Origin of the sequence: Bradyrhizobium sp. LMTR 3 (genome assembly GCF_001693485.1) — a bacterium.
Taxonomy (GTDB): Bacteria; Pseudomonadota; Alphaproteobacteria; order Rhizobiales; family Xanthobacteraceae; genus Bradyrhizobium.
This window is the reverse complement of sequence record NZ_MAXC01000055.1, coordinates 277,820-297,543: the sequence shown is the minus strand read 5'-3', so window position 1 is coordinate 297,543 and position 19,724 is coordinate 277,820. Positions and strand designations below refer to the sequence as shown.

At 62.5% G+C, this 19,724-nt stretch carries 21 protein-coding genes; 5 read left to right on the top strand and 16 right to left on the bottom strand.

From position 1 onward, the window contains the following. Nucleotides 1-28 precede the first annotated feature (28 nt). The gene (locus tag LMTR3_RS35570; RefSeq protein WP_065749586.1) at nucleotides 29-871 is read right to left on the bottom strand and encodes a class I SAM-dependent methyltransferase; all 843 of its coding nucleotides are present in this window, start codon (nucleotides 869-871) and stop codon (nucleotides 29-31) included. A gap of 159 nt (nucleotides 872-1,030) precedes the next feature. On the opposite strand from LMTR3_RS35570, the gene LMTR3_RS35565 reads away from it, so the two are divergent. Next, nucleotides 1,031-2,566, top strand: coding sequence for a helix-turn-helix domain-containing protein (locus LMTR3_RS35565; protein ID WP_065749585.1), 1,536 nt, complete (start codon nucleotides 1,031-1,033; stop codon nucleotides 2,564-2,566). Nucleotides 2,567-2,575: 9 nt separating this feature from the next. Here the strand turns inward: LMTR3_RS35565 and LMTR3_RS35560 are convergent, their stop codons facing one another. Next, entirely contained in the window at nucleotides 2,576-3,061 is a 486-nt protein-coding gene (locus LMTR3_RS35560) for a thioesterase family protein (RefSeq protein WP_141686987.1), read from the bottom strand. A 158-nt stretch (nucleotides 3,062-3,219) separates the two neighbouring features. On the opposite strand from LMTR3_RS35560, the gene LMTR3_RS35555 reads away from it, so the two are divergent. After that, nucleotides 3,220-4,614, top strand: coding sequence for an FAD-binding oxidoreductase (locus LMTR3_RS35555; RefSeq protein ID WP_502686701.1), 1,395 nt, complete (start codon nucleotides 3,220-3,222; stop codon nucleotides 4,612-4,614). Nucleotides 4,615-4,795: 181 nt separating this feature from the next. Here the strand turns inward: LMTR3_RS35555 and LMTR3_RS37200 are convergent, their stop codons facing one another. Continuing rightward, nucleotides 4,796-5,116, bottom strand: a complete 321-nt coding sequence (locus LMTR3_RS37200; protein WP_176722065.1) for a hypothetical protein — start codon at nucleotides 5,114-5,116, stop codon at nucleotides 4,796-4,798. A gap of 606 nt (nucleotides 5,117-5,722) precedes the next feature. Between LMTR3_RS37200 and LMTR3_RS35550 the strand changes: the two genes are divergently transcribed. After that, a complete protein-coding gene (locus LMTR3_RS35550) occupies nucleotides 5,723-6,421 on the top strand; it encodes an outer membrane protein (RefSeq protein WP_084030000.1) in 699 nt (232 codons plus the stop codon). Between the two features lie 70 nt (nucleotides 6,422-6,491). Here LMTR3_RS35550 and LMTR3_RS35545 read toward each other — a convergent pair whose 3' ends face one another. The 10 genes from LMTR3_RS35545 to LMTR3_RS35500 all read right to left on the bottom strand — a co-directional run bounded on the left by LMTR3_RS35545 (nucleotide 6,492) and on the right by LMTR3_RS35500 (nucleotide 14,387). Further along, nucleotides 6,492-7,223, bottom strand: a complete 732-nt coding sequence (locus LMTR3_RS35545) for a hypothetical protein (protein WP_065749582.1) — start codon at nucleotides 7,221-7,223, stop codon at nucleotides 6,492-6,494. Beyond that, nucleotides 7,220-7,474 (bottom strand): hypothetical protein, encoded by a 255-nt coding sequence (locus LMTR3_RS39715; protein ID WP_065749581.1) that lies wholly within the window; start codon nucleotides 7,472-7,474, stop codon nucleotides 7,220-7,222. The genes LMTR3_RS35545 and LMTR3_RS39715 overlap by 4 nt, the downstream gene beginning before the upstream one ends. Next, nucleotides 7,471-8,253 (bottom strand): creatininase family protein, encoded by a 783-nt coding sequence (locus tag LMTR3_RS35535; protein ID WP_065749580.1) that lies wholly within the window; start codon nucleotides 8,251-8,253, stop codon nucleotides 7,471-7,473. The genes LMTR3_RS39715 and LMTR3_RS35535 overlap by 4 nt, the downstream gene beginning before the upstream one ends. A 23-nt stretch (nucleotides 8,254-8,276) precedes the next feature. After that, nucleotides 8,277-9,062 carry an HvfC/BufC N-terminal domain-containing protein gene (locus LMTR3_RS35530; RefSeq protein WP_065749579.1) on the bottom strand — a complete coding sequence of 262 codons (786 nt, stop codon included), beginning with the start codon at nucleotides 9,060-9,062 and terminating at the stop codon, nucleotides 8,277-8,279. Beyond that, nucleotides 9,059-9,964, bottom strand: a complete 906-nt coding sequence (bufB, locus tag LMTR3_RS35525; RefSeq protein WP_084029998.1) for an MNIO family bufferin maturase — start codon at nucleotides 9,962-9,964, stop codon at nucleotides 9,059-9,061. The genes LMTR3_RS35530 and bufB overlap by 4 nt, the downstream gene beginning before the upstream one ends. 111 nt (nucleotides 9,965-10,075) lie before the next feature. After that, nucleotides 10,076-10,333, bottom strand: coding sequence for a BufA2 family periplasmic bufferin-type metallophore (bufA2, locus tag LMTR3_RS35520; protein WP_057846977.1), 258 nt, complete (start codon nucleotides 10,331-10,333; stop codon nucleotides 10,076-10,078). Nucleotides 10,334-10,530: 197 nt separating this feature from the next. Then, nucleotides 10,531-10,794, bottom strand: a complete 264-nt coding sequence (gene bufA2, locus LMTR3_RS35515) for a BufA2 family periplasmic bufferin-type metallophore (protein WP_176722064.1) — start codon at nucleotides 10,792-10,794, stop codon at nucleotides 10,531-10,533. Nucleotides 10,795-11,181: 387 nt separating this feature from the next. Beyond that, a complete protein-coding gene (locus LMTR3_RS35510) occupies nucleotides 11,182-12,963 on the bottom strand; it encodes a thioredoxin domain-containing protein (RefSeq protein ID WP_065749578.1) in 1,782 nt (593 codons plus the stop codon). Nucleotides 12,964-13,053: 90 nt separating this feature from the next. Next, nucleotides 13,054-13,518 carry a DoxX family protein gene (locus LMTR3_RS35505; protein ID WP_065749577.1) on the bottom strand — a complete coding sequence of 155 codons (465 nt, stop codon included), beginning with the start codon at nucleotides 13,516-13,518 and terminating at the stop codon, nucleotides 13,054-13,056. A gap of 137 nt (nucleotides 13,519-13,655) precedes the next feature. After that, the gene (locus tag LMTR3_RS35500) at nucleotides 13,656-14,387 is read right to left on the bottom strand and encodes a cytochrome c biogenesis CcdA family protein (RefSeq protein ID WP_065749576.1); all 732 of its coding nucleotides are present in this window, start codon (nucleotides 14,385-14,387) and stop codon (nucleotides 13,656-13,658) included. A 197-nt stretch (nucleotides 14,388-14,584) separates the two neighbouring features. Here LMTR3_RS35500 and LMTR3_RS35495 point away from each other — a divergent pair, with 197 nt between their 5' ends. Both LMTR3_RS35495 and LMTR3_RS35490 read left to right on the top strand, forming a co-directional pair. After that, entirely contained in the window at nucleotides 14,585-16,627 is a 2,043-nt protein-coding gene (locus LMTR3_RS35495) for an adenylate/guanylate cyclase domain-containing protein (protein WP_065749575.1), read from the top strand. A 104-nt stretch (nucleotides 16,628-16,731) separates the two neighbouring features. After that, complete coding sequence (locus LMTR3_RS35490; RefSeq protein ID WP_065749574.1) at nucleotides 16,732-17,709, top strand: hydroxyacid dehydrogenase; 978 nt, start codon at nucleotides 16,732-16,734, stop codon at nucleotides 17,707-17,709. 75 nt (nucleotides 17,710-17,784) lie between these two features. Here the strand turns inward: LMTR3_RS35490 and LMTR3_RS35485 are convergent, their stop codons facing one another. The 3 genes from LMTR3_RS35485 to LMTR3_RS35475 are packed head-to-tail and all read right to left on the bottom strand — an operon-like array spanning nucleotide 17,785 to nucleotide 19,610. Continuing rightward, on the bottom strand, nucleotides 17,785-18,321 hold the full coding sequence (locus LMTR3_RS35485) for a hypothetical protein (protein ID WP_065749573.1): 537 nt from the start codon (nucleotides 18,319-18,321) through the stop codon (nucleotides 17,785-17,787). A gap of 10 nt (nucleotides 18,322-18,331) precedes the next feature. Beyond that, the gene (locus LMTR3_RS35480) at nucleotides 18,332-18,517 is read right to left on the bottom strand and encodes a PqqD family protein (RefSeq protein WP_245320146.1); all 186 of its coding nucleotides are present in this window, start codon (nucleotides 18,515-18,517) and stop codon (nucleotides 18,332-18,334) included. Between the two features lie 49 nt (nucleotides 18,518-18,566). Next, the gene (locus LMTR3_RS35475) at nucleotides 18,567-19,610 is read right to left on the bottom strand and encodes a radical SAM protein (RefSeq protein ID WP_065749571.1); all 1,044 of its coding nucleotides are present in this window, start codon (nucleotides 19,608-19,610) and stop codon (nucleotides 18,567-18,569) included. Between the last annotated feature and the right edge of the window lie 114 nt (nucleotides 19,611-19,724).

Here is a 19,724-nt window from a genome sequence, read left to right as displayed (position 1 = left end):
TCAGGCCGCCACCGCACGACTGATGGCGTCAGCGCTTGACGATGACGATTTCCAGGTACTCGCTCGGCAGCACCATCGTGCCGTCCTCGGCGCGGTTCATCGACGCGATCAGCGTCAGGATGTCGTCGGCGAGGCGGCGCTGGTTGGTTTCATCAAGTGCGGCAAAGGCTTTCAGCGTCGGGCCGTAGTAATTCCTGAACACGTCGAGAAAATGCAGCGGCGAGCGGTAGCGGAACGTGAAGTGACGCTTCTCGGCCTTGATAGAAGCGGCCGACGTTCCAAACATCTCGGTGATGCGCGCCTGGGTGCCCCACAGCGCAGGCGATTTCGCGCCCGCCGGCGGTGGCAAATATTTGCCGAGCGTCTTGAACAATTGCCCGATAAAGCCCTCCGGCGTCCAGTTGGCGAGACCGATCTTGCCGCCGCTCTTGCATACCCGCAAAAGTTCGGATGCCGCGCGGTCCTGGTCCGGCGTGAACATCACGCCGAAGGTAGACAGCACCGCGTCGAAGGTCGCATCGCCGAAGTCCAGGGCTTCCGCGTCCGCTTCCTTGAACTCGACTGATAGGCCTTCGGCTGCGGCACGCGACCGGCCGCGGTCGAGCAGGCTCGGCACATAATCGGTCGAAACGACGTCGCACCAGCGGCGCGCCGCGGCAAGCGTCGCGTTGCCGTTTCCGGCAGCGACGTCGAGCACCTTCTGGCCGGCCCGGAGGTCGAGCGCCTCGCACAGCTCTTCGCCGACGATCTGCAGCGTGGTGCCGACGACGGCGTAGTCGCCGGACGACCAAGCGCCGTGTTGCTTGGATTTCAGGGCGGAAAGATCGATCTGGCCGGGTTGCAGGGTTTGGGCGGCAGCGGATGTAGCCATGTTCTACTCCTTTGAGCGGGTGAATTTGCCGATTTCAGCGTGCTGCCGGCTTAGTCCCCGGGCCCGCCGGATGCCTATCCAGTTCGCGACACGGCTATCCGGAACGTGAACCTTTCCGCTGTTCCCAGGACTCACCACCGGGGGCCTTCGGAGTTGCGGATGATTGCTGGCCAGAACGTTTCATCGGCGATATCGGCGCTGCCACGCGGCGTCAGGCGTGCGCTGGATGCGATGCGTGGCAATGTCGGCCATAGTTGGCGGCTGACGGAGCTTGCCGCGATCGGCGGTGTATCCGGCAGGACCCTGCAGCGGCAGTTCCTTAGCTTTGTCGGCAAGACCCCGCGCGCCGCGCTTCGCGAGATCGGTTTCGAATGCGCCCGCCGCGAGCTGTTGCAGGGTAAGCCTGATATCAAGATCATGGACGTGGCGCTGCGCTGCGGCTTTCCGCATTTCGGGCGGTTTTCGACCGAGTATCGTCGCCGCTATGGCGAAACACCGTCGCAGACGCTGAAGCGGCAGGCGGTGCTCATGGCGACGCTCGGTGCGATGCCCTCGCTGTTCGTGTCGCGGCGCGACCGGCCCATGCTGGCGTTTGGGCCGATCGAAACGGCTGCGGAGCATAAGGAGATCGCAGCCGATATCGCCGATGACCTTCTCGTTGCTCTGAGTCGCGCAGGGATTTCGGTGGCAAGCCAGTCGAGGACCGCACGCTACTATCTGACCGGCACGATCCGGGGATCGGGCGTACAGGCGCGCCTGATCTTCCGTCTGATCGACGGCGAAACCGGTTGCCAGATTTGGGCGCACCGTACCGACAATATCCTGCGCGACGAAACCGCAACCGGGGAACATCTCGCGATCAGGATCGCCGCGATGCTTCAGTCAGGTTTGCGCCTTGCCGAGATCGATCGCGCGCAGCACAAGCCGGCGGCCGGCCTCAGCGCGCACGATCTCGCGCTGCGTGCGATGTCGGGCGTTGTCGCTCTCGATGCCGACGGCAATGCCCGCGCGCTTGAATTACTGGAGCGCGCGATGGACCAGGACCCCACCGATCCGCTCGCCACTGCGCTGGCGGCCTGGGCGTATGTTCAGCGCGCGGTCTATCATTTCACGTCGGCGCCGGTGGAAGAGAGGTCCCGAAGTCTCGAACTGACGCGTCGGGCTCAGGCCCTTTACGGCGACGCCACCGTGCTTGCCGTGCTCGGCAATGCACTGACGTTGCTTGGGGAGCTCGATACTGCGGACCTGGTCATTCGCAAGGCGCTCGCCGTCGACGGTGGATCGGTCTGGGCGTGGAGCCGCAGCGGATGGATCGACGTCTATAAGGGCGAACCGGAATCCGCGATCGAGCGTTTGAAGATCGCGCTCGATCTGGCGCCGCACGATCCGCTTGCGTTCAACAGCATGGTCGGGATCGGCTGTGCGCATTTCAAGGCCGGCCAATATGCCGAGGCGGCGTACTGGCAGGAGCGGGCGTTGGCCGAGCACCCTTCCGCAAGCTGGGTGCATCGAACGCTATGCCCGGCCCACGTGCTCGCCGGGCAAAGGCCGCAGGCCCGACGCAGTCTCGGGGCGCTGCGGCACCACTATCCTGATCTGACGGTGTCGGAGGTGCAGCGGGGTATGCCGCCGCTGCCGCGAGATTACCGTGATCTGGTGGTCGGAACGCTGCAGGAGGCCGGACTGCCTGCATAAGCTCAGAGGTTATTTCGAGGGCATCGCGATCTTGCGGCCGATCCCCTCGGGCCGCGGCACGGCGGCATGCGAATCAACCACCGCCTGGATGCGCGCGCGGATATCGGGCGGGAAGGGCGCAACCTTCCGCTGCTGCATGTCCATATGCAGCGTCATGTTTTCCGAAGTCGCGGAGAGCCAGCCTTCGGTCGCGTGGCGCAATTCCTCGAACGTGTGCAACCGCTTCTCATCGGCACCCAACAGATAAACTGAAATCTGAACGGGGTCGCCGAGGTGAATTTCTCTGACGTAGCGCACGTGAGCTTCCGCCGTGAAGGTCGAGCAGTGGCGCTCTTTCATGTAGGCCGGCCCGATCCCGAGCTGCAGCCACATTTCGTCGATGGCACGGTCCATCATCACGTTGTAGTAGGCCATGTTAAGGTGGCCGTTATAGTCGATCCATTGCGGTTCGATCTGCATGACCGAGGACAGGAACGGGGCCGGCGGCAGCGACATATAATTCAGGTTTTCCTTTTGGTTTTCCTTGGCGGCGGCAGCGGTCGTCATCATCCATCCCGTCGTTCGTTTCGCGCTCTTGACCCCCCTTATATCCTTTGCCACGGTCCGCTCAAATTCGGGAGGAATTTGACGTGGCGACGACGATATCGGGTAGTATGAAGAGGCCGGAACCGCAGGCGCTGGCAAGTGCGGTCGAGGCGCTGGCGGCGCGGTTCGGCAACCGGCTGATCACCTCGCAGGCGGTGCGCGAACAGCATGCCCATACCACCACCTGGCTGCCGACCCAGCCGCCCGACGCGGTGGTGATGGCGCAGGAAACCGCCGACATCCAGGACGTGGTGCGGATCTGCGCCAAACACCGCGTGCCCGTGATCGCTTTCGGAACCGGCACCTCGCTGGAAGGCCAGGTCAATGCGCCGGCCGGCGGCATCTGCATCGATCTGCGCGACATGAACCGGATTCTTGAAGTTCACACGGAGGATCTGGACTGCGTGATCCAGCCCGGCGTCACCCGCAAGGCGCTGAACGAGCACCTGCGCGACCAGGGATTGTTCTTCCCGATCGATCCGGGCGCCGATGCTTCGCTCGGCGGCATGACCGCGACGCGGGCGTCCGGCACCAATGCGGTGCGCTACGGCACCATGCGCGAGAACGTGCTGGCGCTGAAAGTGGTGCGCGGCGATGGCGAGATCATCACGACCGGCACGCGGGCGAAGAAATCCGCGGCCGGCTACGACCTGACGCATCTGTTCGTCGGCGCCGAGGGCACGCTCGGCATCATCTCCGAGCTTACGATCAAGCTGCGCGGCATTCCCGAGACGATCGCGGCCGCCGCCTGTTCGTTCGAGACGGTGCGCGGCGCCTGCCAGGCCACGATCCTGGCCATCCAGACCGGCATTCCGCTGGCGCGGATCGAGCTGCTCAACGCCGAGCAGGTGCGCGCCTGCAACGCCTATTCCAAGCTGACCCTGCCGGAGACGCCGCTGCTGCTATTGGAATTCCACGGCAGCGAGGTCGAGGTCGCCGAGCAGTCCAGGAATTTCGGCGAGATCGCCACGGAATGCGGCGGCGGCGATTTCACCTGGACGACCAAGCCCGAGGACCGCACAAAGCTTTGGCAGGCGCGGCATGACGCCTATTGGTCGGTCAAGGCGCTGCGGCCCGGCGCGGGCGTGGTGGCGACCGACGTCTGCGTGCCGATTTCACGGCTTGCGGACTGCGTCACCGAGACCGAGGAGGACCTGAAACGGCTGAACCTGCTGTCGCCGATCGTCGGCCATGTCGGCGACGGCAACTTCCACTGCTCGCTGGTTTGCGACGTCGACAACAAGGAAGAAATGGCGCGCGGCGAGGAGTTCATGCATCGCCTGGTCGAACGCGCGCAGGCGATGGGCGGCACCTGCACCGGCGAGCACGGCATCGGACAGGGCAAGCAGAAATACCTCAAGGCCGAGCTCGGCCCCGAGGCGATCGACACCATGCGCGCGCTGAAGCAGGCGCTCGATCCGCAGAACATCTTCAATCCCGGCAAGATCGTGCCGGTGGGGTAGGGCGCGTATTGATTGATCCGGTTCCGTGAACGCGGTCTGCTCAAATGCTCGCTTCGCTCCGATAGTGGCCCAACTGCCGCGCCGCAACGAAACGACGCTATGGGCCAGTACCGGAGTCAAGAAAGCTTATCGGCGGTCATAGTCCGATGCTCGTGTTCGCTTTTGCGTGATCGCGGCGCCCTCAATCCAATCCGCTATGTGCAGATTTTCCGCGCCGTGAAGTCTGCTCTTGAACGTAGTTTTCGGCAAAGACGCCAACAAACCAACCGGCAGCGAAAGCGCCAATAAGCATGATGAGATAGGTCGTCGCGGAGGGACCAAGTTCCTGCTTGGCTTGAACATGATCAAATCCGATCAGTCCCAGCGCACAAATTCCCGCGCAGAGAGAGGGCCAAATCGCTGCAAGCCGCCCGTGAAAGTTCCGTGATAGAGACTTGGATCGACGAAATGACGCCACGGCACTCAAGACCAGCACAATCAGACATGCAGCGAGGAAGTACATCAGACATTATCCTTGGCGCCAACCATCGCCATCTTGAAGGCAACAGGCGAGCCAATAGCGCGAATTGATTGCCTCAACCTTAAAGAGATGGCGAAAACATCAGCCACATCGGAGCGTTTTAGCTGTCGGACTATGAGGTGAGCCGTGTCCACAGCGCTTTGCCGCTTTGGATCACCAGTGCTGGTCGGGCAGGCCCTTGATCTCCAAGAAATCCGCTAAGGTCATTTTTGACCCGGACGAGGTCAGTAGGAGGTCCCGCTATGTCGGCTATGCCCCCGAAAGCGGCTCGCTGCTCGCTACGACACACTAGCTGCCACTGCCTTGCCTCCATCCAGCTTGCATCGATTAGCTATGGCTGCGCGTCCACGCACTAGAGGCACCCGTGGCCCGCCACTTCGTGATGAAACCGGAAGTGGCGGTCGAATTCCTGCAACAACGTTTTTCGCCCACAGGTTGTACATTGTGGCGGCAATCCCAATTTCGTTCCAAACATAGCCTCGTTTCAACACCGCGCCGCCAGACTTAAACATCGTCGCGCCCGAACTGCCCTCTTCTGCTTGTTCCCGCAACATGTGTTGCGTGTGTCGTGCGTGATGAGGTGCGTAAGTGCGTTTTCTTTCCTGGGGGATTGTTGCCGCGTGTGGCTTTTTATTGGCAGGTCCGGCGGCGAAGGCTGCTGAAATCCGTATTCCGGACCTGCCTTCGCCTCACTACAACTGGACCGGATTCTATGCGGGCGTTTACGGCGGCGGTGCGTATGCGGCGTGGGCGGCCGATTACTGCCGAAATGGTGCTTGTCGCCATGCGGAGGGACAGGCTGGTGGCTTCGCCGTCGGCGTTTACGGCGGCTACAACTATCAATTCGCCAACCGCTTTGTGATCGGTGGTGAATTCGATTGGGGCAAGTCCACGTCGTCGCAGGACGAACTCGTCTTTGGCGACAGCGCGTTGCTATCGAGGTTCGGCGCGTTCGGCTCCGCTCGCCTGCGCGCCGGCTACGCGTTCGACCGCCTGCTCGCATTTGGTGCGGTCGGTGTCGGCGTGGCCAGCATCGGCAATGGCTATCGCTATACGGTTCAGAGAGGGTGTGACACGCTGGAGCAGGCGATCTGGGACGAGCAGGTCAAGGCCGGGTTGATCGTGGGCGCGGGCATTGAGTATGCTTTCACCAGGCACCTGGTTGCGCGCGGTGAATATCTCTATGCCGATTACGGCAGCGTCACGCTGTCCAGCCGGGACCGCACCCGGGCTGAATTCCGCAACGAGATGCACTTCGTGCGCGTGGGCGCCAGTTATCGGTTCTGATGCTTCGCTTATGATGGATGGTCCGGCGGCGCTGGCTGCCGGATCATCATGTCGCGCTTCTCCATGCGTCTTATCGTGCGGGCGGCGCAGTGATCGCCTTGCGGATCGCCGCGAGCGGCGCGGTGTCGTCGAATTCGATATCTTCGCCGATCCGTTTCAATCCGAGGTTGCGCCACAGCGCGGCAAGGTCCGGCGTCACCGGCTTCGGCCCCATCTCGTTGTGAAGCCGGGTCAGCACGTCGACGCCGACGGCTTTGTCGGCGGTTGCAAGAATGCGCTCGATCGACCAGTCCTGTTCGTGGTTGCCGCCGGCGGCAAGCACGCCGCGCATCGCGTCCTGCAGACCGAGACGATTGTCGGTGGCTTTGCGGATTTCGATATCGGCGAGCAGGCAAAACATCGCGCCGCCCCAATATTTCCGCCCCCAGGTGCCAGTGTTGTCGAGGCCCTGGTCGCCAGCCTGCGGCAGTCCCTTCGGCATGTCGCGCATCATCGCCTGCCAGATTTCCCGCGCCGTCAGGTCTCCAGCCTGGACTCGCGCGACCGGTTCGACGTAGACAGCCAGCCCCTCCGACAGCCACGCGTAGCGGTCGGGCATGTCGGGCAGGGCGGTATGCACCATCTCGTGCACCATCACCCAGTCGCGGCGCAGCCCATCCTCGCTTGAATCGCGGCCGAGCGGAATGCGAATGGCGGCGCCGCGATAGCCCCACGTCGTGCCGCCGCGAATGCGGCCTCCATCCACCGGCACCAAAAGCAGCCGGAGCGAGTTGACGGGAAATCGCCCGTAATAGGTCGTCACGGCCCGGCCGACATCCTGATCCAGTCGAGCAGTTTTTCCCTTGATAGCATGAAGTCACCCGGCGCGAACGCGGCATGGATGATGCCGCCGGGCACTTCAATATCGGTTTTGGGCAGCCGGTCGAAAGCGTCGTAGGGCATCCGGTCGCGCATATATTCCGATTGCGCATCGGCGCGGAACGAAATGGCGCTTGCCAACGTCGTGACGATCACGGCGACCACGGTCCAGCGAAATGCACTGGCGGCTTTCATCGCAGCACGGTTTGGGCCGCGGCCGACCGCTCCTCACCTGGGCGTTGCGCGATGAACGAAGCGGCCTGTTCGTGGAGATCGCCGAGCATGGCGGCGAGCAAGGCCTCGCCCTTGGCCGACGTCGCCCGTGTCGGATCGCCATAGCTGCCGGAACGGCTGTAATTTGGCGAGTGCGGATCCGACGGCGTCAGTGCGCCCGGCATCTCCTGGTTCAGGGCGGGGCTGGCTTCGGCGCGCATCATGTCGACCAGATGCGGTGCCAGCGCCAGCATCAGCGACGTTTCCAGTTCATCCGCATGGCTGCCATGGCTCTGTTCGGCCAATTGCCTCGCCACGCGCGGATAGCGCGGGCCTTCGTGGATCCACAGATGCCTTATCCGCTCGCTGTCGAGGCGCGCCAGTGCGCGATCGACCGGGGCTAACGTGCTGATCCCGGTATTGAGTACCAGCAGCTTTGGAATTCCGCCGGCGAGAATTTGCCCCGCAATCTCGCGCACCAGTGCCTCGAAGGTCGAAATCGACAGGCTGCTGCTGCCGGCATATTCGATGAAGGCGGGATAATGGCCGTACGTCAGCGTCGGCCAGATCAGCGCGTCGATCTTGTCCGCCATCCTGGCCGCGAGCCATTCGGCCTGGATGCGGTCGGTGTTGAGCGGGAGGTGGAAGCCGTGCTGCTTGGCGGCAGCGCCGATTGGCAATATGGCCACCGCGCCACTCCCGATGCGCCGTGCGACTTCGTCCCAGTGCATGCGCTCGATGAAGTGGCGATCGGTGTCCATTCCCATTCGCCGAGCGCTCCTCTTCATGAGCCGACGGAAACATCCGTCAAAAGTCCCGCCGTGATCCAGCCGTGCAAATAGCCGGCGCCGCGGCCCGCCGCGCTGTCTGGGTCGTCATAGGTCGCGAGCATTTCGCAGAGCACGCCGAACGGAATGCCGTTCGCGGCCTCATCCCACATCATCGCCTCTTCCGCCGAAAGTTCGCGGAACATCGGCGTGACGTCCTGACGCCAGATCAGAAGACGCGCCGGCTGCTCCAGTGCGGTCGCGTCGGGCGGCGTTTCGTCGTTCTTGAGCGCGAGCCAGATCGCAGCCGCATTGGTTGCAAGATCGAGCCTGAAGGCGCTGGGATGCGGCTGAAACCTCAGGCCCGACCATGCCTCGGGCGCAAAGCGCGCCATGTCGGGCAGTTCGACGACCTTGCTTTCCGCGGCGTCGAAGGCATCGTTGAGCGCCTTTTCCAGCGCGGCCAGATCCGACAATACGGGATGGTCCGAGTAGGGCTTCGCCGATTTCAAAAACTCCGGCAGGCCTTGCGAGAACCAGCGTAGGTTCGGATGTTCGGATGGGCGCGCCTTGACATAAGCGTGCCCCATCTCGTCGAACATCTCGTCACCGAGGTAAAGATGCAGCAGCTCGTGGTCATTGCGCATTGCCTCGACCAGCCGCGAACCGTAGGCATAGCGATAGACGCCGAATAGCGTTTCGCGCTTCTCGCGCGGGCTGTCGAGGATTTCAGCCAGCACCGTATCGTCGCCATCAAGGATGCCGCGCTGAAACTCGGCTTGCTGTCGCGCAAAATCGCTCATTCCGCCTGCGTGCACCTCGGCAAGATTTTTTCGGCCATCTCACGGGTTCTGACAACCTCAAGCAACAATTCGTCGAGCGGTGGGATGTTGTCGTCGCGCTCGATCATGGTCGAGACGCGGCCGAAACGCTTCAACGCCGCGGCATAGAGATCCCAGACATCCTCGCACACCGGATGGTCGTGGGTGTCTATGATATGGGTGCCCATGTGGCTGTGGCCGGCCATGTGAAACTGCACCACGCGATCCGCCGGAATGCCGTTGAGGAAAGTCATGGGATCGTAGCCGTGGTTGAAGGCGCTGACATAGACATTGTTGACGTCGAACAGGAGCCAACATCCGGAGCGGCGCGACAATTCGGAGAGGAATTCCCATTCCGTCATTTCGGAATTGCTGAACTGGACGTAGGTCGAGACGTTCTCGAGCACGATGGCTCGGCCGAGAAGATCCTGCACCAGTTGGACGCGGCTGACGACGTGATCGAGCGCTTCCCTGGTGTAGGGGATCGGCAGCAAATCATGCAGGTTCTTGCCGTGCACGCCGGTCCAGCACAGATGGTCCGACACCCATTTCGGCTCGACGCGCCGGGCGAGATCCTTCAGAGCCTGCAGATATTCGAAGTTCGGCGGGGCGGTGGAGGCGATCGACATCGACACGCCATGCATGACCACGGGGTAGCGTTCGCATATCCGGTCTAGTGTGCGCAGCGGCTGGCCGCCGGGCAGCATGTAGTTTTCGCTGATCACCTCGAACCAGTCGATCGGCGGATTGCCGCTCAGGATTTCGTCGTAATGCTGGTGACGCAAGCCGAGGCCGAAGCCGAGGAAGGGCGGCTTGGCCGATGTCACTGAGCGGTCTGCAAGCGCAGCCGCCGAAGTATCTGGCAATCTGCTTGCGACGTTCATCTCGTCTCCGCTCGAACGGCGCCGCAAACGCGGCGGCGTGTCCCAAACTGTACCGTCAACCTAGCATGGATGCGAGGCCCGGCCTACACCGGGCCTCGATCGGACCGCGACTTAAGACGGCATATACTTGCCCTTGGCGGCGTCGCACTTCTCCTTGGTCATGGCCGAGAAGCCCTGCCCCTTGCAGGCGTTCTGGCCCTTGCAGGCATTGCTGGCACCCTTGCATGCGCTCTGGCCCTTGCAGGCATTGGCGCCGACGCACTTACCTTCGCCGGCGGCATAGGCCACGGTCGACACGGTGGCGCCGGCCAGGAACAGGGTGGCTGCAGCGGCAGCGAGGGTGGCGCCGGACTTCGAGGTCATCTTCATTTGTATTCTCCAGAGGAAGTGTGAGGGTGCATCGCCCGCAAGCCGCGACAGTTCCGGCTGACAAACTGCACCCGGAGATAGCTACGTGGCGGGTCTGGATTTAGTTACACGCGAGGCCGACTTTATTTCAGCCACCGGGACGAAACAACGAGGGCCCGGCAAGTTGCTGGACCCTCGTTGCATCTGATCGGAACGTATCAGCCCTTGACGAACTTGGCGCCCATGGCGGCGCAAGCCTTTTCGGAGGTCGCCGAGAAGCCTTGGCCCTTGCAGGCGTTCTGGCCCTTGCAGGCATTGGCCGCGCCCTTGCAGGCGCTCTGGCCCTTGCAGGCATTGCCGGCCATGCACTTGCCCGCGGCGGCGTTCGCAGGCGTCGATACCGTCGACACCACCGAGCCGGCGAGGAACAGGGTGGCGGCGGCAGCGGCGAGCGTCGCGCCGGACTTGGAATTCAACTTCATGACGATCTCCTCGATGATTGTTTGAAGGCAAAAAGTGACGCCGTGAGACCTGTTGATCGTTCGATCACAGACCCCGCCGACGCAGGGGAGGGACGGGTGGCAATCAGATCGCGGTGGCTTGCCGGAGGACGTCAGGTCTCCGTGATTTGAGTGCTCATCCGAAACCAGCTACGGGGGATGGGGCGATTTGGTTACAGAGTTTCAGAAGAAAATTTTATTTTTTTTCGGTTGGACATCCGTCCATGTCTAACCCCGGCGGCTTGAGAGTATTTCATTTGCGTGCAGCAGTGTTCTCCGCAAGCGCGCGCCGCGCAGAAAGCGCGGCGCTTCAACGGATTAGCGCAAGCATCGGCGGTCGTTTGCGTTGCACAACGAAATTCGATCCAGCTACCCCCGCACAGGCTTCAGCTTCGCCATCTGCGCGACCGTGGCTCGCAACTCCTCGACGTTGAAGGACGGAAACGAGCAGATGCGGTTGCTGCAGGCGAACGCCGCCGGTTCGCCGAGATCGGGATATTCGACGTCGGGGTTGGGCAGCTTGCCCTCGCGCAGATCGAGCCACTCCAGACGCTTGTACCGGGCCGGCAGCGCGCGAGCCAGCGCATGCAGGGTTTTCGCGCGGGCGTCGTCCTTGTGTCCGACGATCGTCATGTGCGTGGGTTCGACCGCGAGCTCTTCGTCGGCGAGCAGAACGCCGGGCAGGGGACGCATCATTCCGGCCGAGGCGCTGGCGAGATAGCGCATCGCATGCGCGGCCTCTTCGCGATAGGCCTCATTGCCGAAGTAGCGGTTGAGCAGGTTCATGAATCTTGCGACCTGCACCTGATCGTCGATCAACTTGGCCGGCTTGGCGAGCACGCCGGTTTTGCCTTCCGCCGTCTTCGAGGTCACGAAGCCGCCGGCCTCATCGTGGAAGGTCGCGACGAATTCGCCGGCCTTGGCGGCTCTGGTGAGCCAGTCGCGATTTCCGGTGGCGGCATAGAGATCGAGGAAGGCCTGGCCCATCGCCAGCGTGTCGCCGATGAATGGCCCGCCGCGATCCTTTTCACCGTGACGGAAGCCGCCATCGGGGAGCGCGCGGTTGTCGATTACCCATTTCGCCGCGCGTTCTGCGATCGCCAGCACCTTCGGATCGTTGGTGACGTTGTAGTAGGCCGAAAGCCCCGAGATCGCCCAGCCGTTTTCGCGCGCATACAGGTTCTTGTCGATGCGCGGCATGCCGAGCTTGCGCCGCTCGCCGTCCGATAGCGCGTAGTATGTGTGCCCATCGGTGTCGTGATCGAGATCGGCATCCTGGCTGACATAGAACGCGCCCTCGGGGCTCTTCAGAAACTCTGCAAGGTAGCGTTCGATGTTGCGTGCGGCAGCAAGGTATTTCGGATCCTTCCACAGCGCATAGGCCTGGCTGTATTGCCGGAGATATTGCGCCTGAAACGACATGATCTTTTCGAAATGCGCGTGCGTCCAGGAGCCCGCTTCGGAATATTGGTAGACGCCGCCCCAGACCGGATCGATCAGCGCGATGGCGGCATCGAGTGTTTGCCGGGCGCGCTTGGCCGCGGTGGCGTCGCCGGACTCGGCGCGAGTGATCGCAAGGTCCATGCTGTCGGCGTCGATGTATTTCTGGTTCTCGCCCCAGCCGCCGAGCTCTTCCTCATAGGCTTCGTCGACATTCTTCGTCAGCGCGGCGCGCTGCTCCTTGTCGAGGAAGGCGGAGGTGGACGGCTTCACCTCAAAGGCTTCGCCGACTGACGGTCCGGGCGAGGGATCGTCGATGATCGCCTTGAGCAGCGCCTGCATGCGTTCCGGCTCGATATAGCCCCTGATCTTGGCGATCTCGGTGCCGTCGGGGCCGAACACGATGGTTGCCGGCCAGCCCCAGTCGCCATAGCGGCTCGACAGATCGGGATTGGCGTCCTGATCGACCCGCACCGGCAGATATTTCGCGGCGAGCAATTCCCTGACCTCGGGATTGGCGTAGGTCGTCTTCTCCATGACGTGGCACCAGTGGCACCAGACCGCCTCGAGATCGAGAATGACGAAACGCTGTTCGGCCTGCGCGCGGGCGAACAGATCGTCGCTCCAGTCGCTCCATTTGGGGTCCGCAGCAGACGACGGCGATGCCGCAAGCGCGGCGAGGGCGAAGGCGGCAATTCGGACGAATTTCATGGTAGCTCCCGGAGGCGTGGCGTTTTCTCCAGCTACGCAGGCGGCGAGATCAGGGCTCAAGCATCAGCCGATGTCACGGGATTGTGAGTGTCAGGTTGAAGCTTTGGGCTGACCGCTGGCATTCAGCAGCAGCCGGTCCAGCGACGCCGCGCCGGGGCCAGCAATCGCAAGCCACATGAAGCCGGCGAAATAGGCTGCCTCCTCAAAGCCGAGCAGCGTCTCCAGCGAATCGACATCGCCCCATTTCGCCACCTTGATGGCGACGACCATGACCACGGCCAGCATCGCGGCGGGGATTCGCGTGAACAGGCCGAGGATCAGCATGGCGCCGCCGAAAAATTCGACGCCGGCGACGAAGGGGGTGAGGATTGTCGGGAGGGGGATGCCCCAGCCGACAAAGTTCTCGGTCACCTGCTCCAGATGATTGAGCTTGCCCCAGCCGGCTAGCATGAAGGTGCAGCCGACGATGAGCCGCACGATCAGGGGGCCGGCCCAGGAAAAATACGACGCGAGCTGCGCGGGCAGCAGGATGAGCAGATTGACGATGGAATACATGCGCCCCCCTTCAAGTATTTTGGCGACGCGAAGCCGCGGCCTGCGGCCTCTTCGCGCGGAAAATGTCGCGGCCGCCGTGGCGGCAGTCTGGTTCTGACAGGAATTTCGTTGGCGCCGGCCCGCTTGTTACGGGGGCCTCAGCCGAAATTTTGCAGGGCGGGGAAGGTCTCCAGCAGCCAAATGCTGACATTGGTGACGGCGCCGGTCAGGAAGCCGATGCCGGTGATCACCATCAGGATCCCCATGGCATGCTCGACCTTGGCGAGGTGCCGCTTCATCCGCGCAAACAGCGAGGAGAACTGCTCGATCATGAAGGCTGCCAGCAGGAACGGGATTCCGAGCCCGGCCGAATAGACCGCGAGCAGGCCGGCGCCCTTGGTGACGGTGGCCTCGGCGGCCGCAATCGACAGGATCGCCGCCAGAATGGGGCCGATGCAGGGAGTCCAGCCGAAGGCGAAGGCGAGCCCCATGGCATAGGCACCCCAGAGGCCGACCGGTTTCGGCATCGGCATCCGCCCCTCGCGCATCAACAGTCCGATCCGGGTCAGGCCGAGGAAGTGCAGGCCCATGATGATGATCACGATGCCGGCCAGGATCGAGAGCTCTGCCGACCAGGCGCGGATCAGGCCGCCGATCAGAGACGCGCTGGCGCCAAGCGCCACGAAGACGGTGGAAAAGCCGAGCACGAACAACAGCGCCGCGGTCATCACGGCGCGCCTGGAGGCTTGCGCCGTCTCACCATGGGCGACGTGCTCGATGGTCGCGCCGGTGAGATAGACCAGATAGGGCGGCACCAGCGGCAGCACGCAGGGCGAGAGGAAACTGACGAGACCGGCAATCAGGGCCGCCGGGATGGAAACATCGTGCATTGCATGACCTTCGAGAATTGCCGCAAGGCATAGCGCCGTCTTCGCTTGTACGGAACAGGCAATCGATAAGTTTCGTCGCCATTACGGCTCAACTTCGGTCACAGAGCCGTGTCCGGGGCGCCGAAATTGCCTCGCGGGCGAAACAGACGCTGGTATGGTCCCGTATTGCGGTAATCAGACCGTCAACGAGACCCCGCATGCGCCTCGGCATCCGCACCGCCATTTCCGCCCTCGTGCTGACGTCGATCGTCGTCAGTGCCGTCGGCGTGCATCTTTTGTGGTGGCGCACCGCCCATCAGGTCAGCCAGACGCTCGCCAATACCATCAACGACCAGATCGTATCCGCGGTCGGCGACGAACTGCAGTCGGTCACTTCAGAGGCGCGCTCCTCCATGATGGCGGTGCGAACGCTGCTGGCCGAAAAAGTGTTCGACCCGCGCGACGCCCGAAAACGCGAGATCGTTTTCCGCTCGCAGTTACTGTCGCAACCGACGATCTCCTGGGTGGCATTCGGATGGCCGGACGGCTCGTTCTTTGCCGGGCACAAGCTCGGCGACAACGTCATCGAAATGCTCGAAATCGCGCCCGACCGCAAATTGCGCATCAATCGCTACGAATTCGTCGGTAACGATCTTCGGCTCACGGCGAGCTGGTTCGAAGACACCGACTATTCCGTGACCGAGCAGGAATGGTTTCGGGTCGCCAAAGAGACCAACGACGAACACTGGTCGACGCTGACGACGCATCCGCGCGGCGAGCGGCTGGCGGCGGCCTTTTCTGCCCCGATCGAGATCGATCACAAACCGGACGGCGTCGTTGCGATCATCATCGAGCTGACCCGCGTCTCGAATTTCCTGTCGCAGCTCACGGTCGGCAAATCCGCGGGCGCCTTCATTCTCGAGCGGGACGGCAAGGTGGTGGCCTCGCCCGATCCCGACGCCAGCGAACTGGTGGCGCTGAAGACCGATCATCCTCTGTTTCCGGTCGCGGTTGATGCGATCCGAAACGCCGGTAGCGCCTATGAACCCGGCGAGGGGCAGCCGTTCAACACGATGGTGACGCGCGACGGCAAGGCCTATCAGGCCGTGATCACGCCGATATCGTTTCCGGGTTGGTCGCTGGTGACGGTGGTGCCGGAATCGGAATTTCTCGGACCCGTCCAGATGACGATCCGGAATTTGCTGATCGGGCTTGCGGTACTGATCGTGTTCGCTGGCCTGCTGTCGGCGTGGCTCGCCCAGCGCCTGATCGCAGCGCCCCTGATCAAGGTGGTGAACGAGATCAGGCATGTCGAGCGTTTTGACCTCGACAAGGTGCAGCGGCATCCGTCGCGGCTGGCCGAGATCGGAAACCTGTCGGGCGCGATCGGCGACATGGCGCAGGGGCTTGCCGCTTTCGGCAAATACATTCCGGCCGACCTGGTCAAGCGGCTGATCAGCGACGGCAATGGCGCGCGGCTTGGCGGCGCGGTGCGGCCGATGAGCGTGATGTTCATCGATCTGGCCGGCTTCACCGGCATGTCGGAGCGGCTCGGCGACCGCATCATCCCGCTGCTGTCGCGCTATTTCGATTGCGTCTCGGCGCAGATTCAAAACCAGAACGGCACCATCGACAAATTCATCGGCGATGCCGTGATGGCGTTCTGGGGCGCGCCGACGCCCAACCCCGATCATGCCGTCGATTGCTGCCGGGCGGCCTTGGCGTGCCGGCGCGCGGTGGAAGAGGCCGGCCTCGTCGACGACCACGGCCAGCCGGTCCGGATCCGCATCGGCATCAATTCCGGCGACATGCTGGTCGGCAATATCGGATCGGAGGTGCGGCTGAACTACACCGTGATCGGTGATGCCGTGAATATTGCGAGCCGGCTGGAGAGCACCAACAAGGCGTACGGCTCCACGATCATCATCGGCCCCGAAACGCGAAGGCTCGCCGGGAAGAGCATCGTAGTTCGCGAACTCGACCGGTTGGCGGTCTATGGCCGTGCCGGCGGTTTGCAGATCTATGAATTGCTTGATATGGCCGGCGATATCGGCGCACCCGCCTGGGTGGCTTCGTACGAGGCCGGCCTTGCCGCCTGGCGGGCGCGGGATTTCTCGGCTGCGATCGGCGCGTTCGAGAAGGTGCTGGAAATCCGCGAGCACGATGCCGCGTCGGCGACGATGATCGAGCGCTGCAGGCAGCAACTCGACAATCCGGCCGGCGAAGATTGGGACGGCACGACGGTGGCGCGGACCAAGTAGCCCCGGCGCGGCTTTGCCGCCTTGCCTTGCGGGGACGGTTTGGCCATAGAGGTGCCGGCCTTGACGCTGCATTCGCTGGCGATCGATAGGGAAGCCGTTCCGCGTTGAAAGTGCTGTTGACCCATACGCCGCAGTCGCGCGCCCAGTACTACGGCGACCGTAGTCTTGCCGGGCTGCAGGCCGTCGCTCAGGTGAAACTGCATGAAGCTGGCGACGCGCTCGACGCCGCCGGCCTGATCGAGGCCGCCCGCGATGTCGACATCATCGTGGCGGACCGGCTCACCGCGGGGCCGGGCGAGATATTTTCGAAGCTGCCACGATTGCGCGCCTTCGTTCGTTGCGCGGTCGACATCCGCAACGTCGACGTCGAAGCCGCTTCGGCCGCCGGCGTTCTGGTCACGCGGGCAGGACCCGGCTTTATTCAATCGGTCGCCGAGCTCGCGCTCGGCTTCATGGTCGATCTGTCGCGCGACGTTTCACGCGCGACGGCCGACTACCATGCCGGCCGCAAGCCGGAGGTCATCATGGGTCGGCAACTGGCCGGCAGCCGCCTCGGCATCATCGGCTATGGCAGCATCGGCCGTTACCTGGCTGATATCGCCAAGGTATTGGGCATGGAGATCATGGTCGCCGATCCCTTTGCGACGGTGAGCGACGCCGCGATCCGGCATGTGCCGCTCGACGAACTGCTTGATCGTTCCGACTACATCGTCTGCCTCGCGGTCGCCAACCAGCAAACCGAGAATCTGATCGGGCAGGCGGCGCTGGCCCGCATGCAGCCGCACGCCGTCTTCATCAACCTGTCGCGCGGCAATCTCGTCGACGAGGCGGCGTTGTCAGCGGCGCTCCGCGAAAACCGCATCGCCGGCGCCGCAATGGACGTCGGCCGCGCGCTAGACCAGATGCCGTCGCCGGAACTGGCGAAGCTTCCGAACGTCATCGCGACGCCACATATCGGCGGCCTGACGCCGCCGGCGATCGAGAGCCAGTCGCTGGAGACGGTGAGGCAGGTGGAGGCCATTGTTGCCGGCGAGGTGCCGGCGGGGGCGGTGAATGCGGAGCGGTGGAGGCGGCGGAGCTGATGCCACGATGACCACGGGGTGCTCGGCCGGGCGAGGCGGCTGATTTTCTGCCGGCCCGCCGCAGATCCGCCGATCTCAGCCGAAGCGATGTGCGCAACGAACCGGCTGGTAAATTTGCTGGCTGTTATCTGCGCCGCGGTCGCGGTCGCGGAAGGCGCACAGTTCGTCAACAAGGTCGGCAAAAGTCGATTTGGCATGCATAGCGTCGCTGAAGGTCTCTAGGTCATGAAGCGTCTTGAACGACCAGATAGTGCGGTACAGCCCACTGTGCTTTTCGCTGGTCGCTGAAACGGCATAGGTGCCGCGGTAGCGGACATACTCTGGCGCACTAGCTGCAAGTTTCGCCTCATTGGTAATTAGCCAATTCTTGAATTCATCGTGCTTGTCGAATGGAACGTCGTAACCCCATTCAATCACAAGCGCGCCGAGCAGGGTGCTGTCCGCAAGGAACTGTGTAATTTCTGACTGGTTCGCATCATGCTTGAGGAGGTCGCAGAAAGGAAAATAGCCACCCGATCGCACCTCCGGCTCGATTGGCTTGACGGTTGGAGTGGTTAGCCGCTCACCGGCGATAAGGTCGGCAACGAGCCGGGTTGGATCGACGTTGCTCATTCAGTCCTCCTCAATCTGTTACCTTCAATTCAATCAAGCCCTGGTCATGCAAATTCTTGATGCCAATCGTGAGGTGGCGATCGGCTTCGCGCTCGGACATCTGATCTGCCACGCTTTTTCGATACCGCTGCGCAACGTGGTCGGGACTGCTGCCATCGCAAAGCTCAAATATGAGCCAGGCATTGAGGTTCAGCATGAAGAGTTTCGGCGGATTAGGCCGAAACACCACGCAACTCTTCATCTCTTCAACGGGGCGGACCCGGAGGTTTGGGGTGTGGCTGTAGCAGCCATTCGGGGAGGACACGCAAGTCGACTCCGTGGTTGAGCGTTCGGTCAAATGGATCCGGCGCGTCCCACGCGCCATGAAATGCGTAAGCAGTAGAACGGCATCCACCGTGAGACCCCTGACTCGATGAGCAGCTAGGGCAGGTCTCCTTGACCCGACCTGATCTGAGCTCGCGGTACAGTGGATGGTCCCACGTCTCCATAAAGGAGACATTCTTGATATTTCCGTAGTCAACATATTCGCGAAGATAGGCGCATCCTATCGAGTCCCCGAATGCATTGACCGCGGCCATTTGCCAGCACGAGTTACCGTCATTTGGATGCCATGACTGCATCAGCTTCATGCCGGCAGGCAATCGCAGCGAGTCGAGCGCCGCATGCATTTCGTCGAGCGACAGGGAAAATTCATTCCAGCGGTACTTAAAGCGACCAAGTGGATAAGGCCGCAAAACGCCGGCCGTCTTCACGCCGAGCCGGTGAGCCAGGTCAATGTAGCCTTGCAGGTCATCGACATTCTTGCGGTTCAGGATGGTGAGCAGTTGCGTTTCAATTCCTGCTTCCACCAAGTATGTGACGGCTTCGCAGGCGCGCGCATGACTGCCCTGCATGCCTGTAAAGTAGTCATGCACCTTGGCATGTGGGCTAAGAATATCGACGAGCACGATGCCGACGCCGATCTCCTTGAGTCTGGCGGTGATATCGCGCGTTATGAGTGTGCCGTTGGTCCGAATCTCAGTGAAGAAACGGTTCGATGCGGAAGCGAGGAAAGGCAGGAAGTCAGGCCGATGAAATGGTTCGCCCCCTTCAATGTAGAGGTAAACCACGCCCAATTCGGCAATTTCATCAAGAAAGCGATTCCACTCCGCACTGCTCAACTCAGCCGACGCCTTCTCCGATGAGCAGTCGGCATAGCAATGTTGGCAGGAGAGATTGCAGGTCTCGGTGTAGCAAATCGTAAGCTTGAGCGGCTTCTGAAGCGCAAAGGGATTTTGTATGGGGCCCATGTCGGCTGACCCTGCTTCTGCGCCGCGATCCGATCGCGCCGTGGGCCTATCTCGCGCTAGCTTGGAATGCTAAGCTGGCATAAGACATACTAATTGGCAAGCCTTAAGCCTGCA

Bases quoted from the DNA above. Each gene is read 5' to 3' on its own strand.
- LMTR3_RS35570 (WP_065749586.1), bottom strand. From the start codon at position 871: ATGGCTACATCCGCTGCCGCCCAAACCCTGCAACCCGGCCAGATCGAT.
- LMTR3_RS35565 (WP_065749585.1), top strand. From the start codon at position 1,031: ATGATTGCTGGCCAGAACGTTTCATCGGCGATATCGGCGCTGCCACGC.
- LMTR3_RS35560 (WP_141686987.1), bottom strand. From the start codon at position 3,061: ATGTCGCTGCCGCCGGCCCCGTTCCTGTCCTCGGTCATGCAGATCGAA.
- LMTR3_RS35555 (WP_502686701.1), top strand. From the start codon at position 3,220: ATGAAGAGGCCGGAACCGCAGGCGCTGGCAAGTGCGGTCGAGGCGCTG.
- LMTR3_RS37200 (WP_176722065.1), bottom strand. From the start codon at position 5,116: ATGTACTTCCTCGCTGCATGTCTGATTGTGCTGGTCTTGAGTGCCGTG.
- LMTR3_RS39715 (WP_065749581.1), bottom strand. From the start codon at position 7,474: ATGAAAGCCGCCAGTGCATTTCGCTGGACCGTGGTCGCCGTGATCGTC.
- LMTR3_RS35535 (WP_065749580.1), bottom strand. From the start codon at position 8,253: ATGGACACCGATCGCCACTTCATCGAGCGCATGCACTGGGACGAAGTC.
- LMTR3_RS35530 (WP_065749579.1), bottom strand. From the start codon at position 9,062: ATGAGCGATTTTGCGCGACAGCAAGCCGAGTTTCAGCGCGGCATCCTT.
- bufB (WP_084029998.1), bottom strand. From the start codon at position 9,964: ATGAACGTCGCAAGCAGATTGCCAGATACTTCGGCGGCTGCGCTTGCA.
- bufA2 (WP_057846977.1), bottom strand. From the start codon at position 10,333: ATGAAGATGACCTCGAAGTCCGGCGCCACCCTCGCTGCCGCTGCAGCC.
- bufA2 (WP_176722064.1), bottom strand. From the start codon at position 10,794: ATGAAGTTGAATTCCAAGTCCGGCGCGACGCTCGCCGCTGCCGCCGCC.
- LMTR3_RS35510 (WP_065749578.1), bottom strand. From the start codon at position 12,963: ATGAAATTCGTCCGAATTGCCGCCTTCGCCCTCGCCGCGCTTGCGGCA.
- LMTR3_RS35505 (WP_065749577.1), bottom strand. From the start codon at position 13,518: ATGTATTCCATCGTCAATCTGCTCATCCTGCTGCCCGCGCAGCTCGCG.
- LMTR3_RS35500 (WP_065749576.1), bottom strand. From the start codon at position 14,387: ATGCACGATGTTTCCATCCCGGCGGCCCTGATTGCCGGTCTCGTCAGT.
- LMTR3_RS35495 (WP_065749575.1), top strand. From the start codon at position 14,585: ATGCGCCTCGGCATCCGCACCGCCATTTCCGCCCTCGTGCTGACGTCG.
- LMTR3_RS35485 (WP_065749573.1), bottom strand. From the start codon at position 18,321: ATGAGCAACGTCGATCCAACCCGGCTCGTTGCCGACCTTATCGCCGGT.
- LMTR3_RS35480 (WP_245320146.1), bottom strand. From the start codon at position 18,517: ATGCTGAACCTCAATGCCTGGCTCATATTTGAGCTTTGCGATGGCAGC.
- LMTR3_RS35475 (WP_065749571.1), bottom strand. From the start codon at position 19,610: ATGGGCCCCATACAAAATCCCTTTGCGCTTCAGAAGCCGCTCAAGCTT.